Source organism: Bacillus sp. mrc49 (genome assembly GCF_002803435.1).
The window spans coordinates 1-859 of the sequence record NZ_PHNG01000580.1; the positions used below are offsets into that span (position 1 = coordinate 1).

The 859-nt window shown below is 50.4% G+C and carries 1 protein-coding gene; it reads right to left on the reverse strand.

The genetic code is table 11. The annotated features are described in order from the left end of the window. A partial coding sequence (glpX, locus tag CVN76_RS06025) for a class II fructose-bisphosphatase (protein ID WP_100530605.1) occupies positions 1 to 809 on the reverse strand: 809 nt, incomplete at its 3' end. Between the last annotated feature and the right edge of the window lie 50 nt (positions 810 to 859).

Genomic DNA, 859 nt, shown 5'->3' on the forward strand with positions numbered 1-859 from the left:
GTTGCAGCAAAAATGGCGTCATCTCCGCGAACGAGGTCTTCCATCCTGAGGACCTTTCCTAGATCAAGACCCATTTTCCCACAGCGTTCCACTTCTTCATCACTCTGCGGAAGAAGCTTGCCTTGGATTTCCCCGCCCAGGCATTTCAAGGCAACGGCTGAAATGACGCCCTCCGGAGCTCCGCCTGAACCGAATAAGATATCAACACCAGTAAGATCGAAGGCCGTATTGATGGCACCCGCTACATCTCCATCATTGATCAACTTGATCCGAGCTCCCGCCTCACGAAGCTCGTGAATGATCTTCGAGTGACGATCCCGATTCAAAACCGTTGCTACGACATCTTGGATATCTTTATTCTTTGCCTTTGCCACGGCCTTAAGGTTGTCCAGTACAGAAGCATTGATATCGATCTGGCCCACAGCCTCAGGACCAACGGCAATTTTATCCATATACATGTCAGGGGCGTGCAGCAAGTTCCCCTTGTCCGCTATCGCCAATACAGCTAATGCATTCCAGCCGCCCGATGCCACGATATTCGTCCCTTCCAAAGGGTCGACCGCAACATCCACTAGCGGTCCGAGACCGGTACCAAGCTTTTCGCCAATATAGAGCATCGGCGCTTCATCCATTTCCCCTTCACCGATTACAACCGTCCCTTGCATGGGAATCGTATTGAAAACATCGCGCATGGCACTCGTTGCCGCATCATCCGCTTCATCTTTCTTTCCTCTTCCCATCCAACGTGCAGAATTCAAGGCCGCCGCTTCCGTTACGCGAACAAGCTCCATCGATAAACTTCTTTCCATTTCCCGCTCCCCCTTATGTACACTAGCATGATTTATATATATTAGTATAA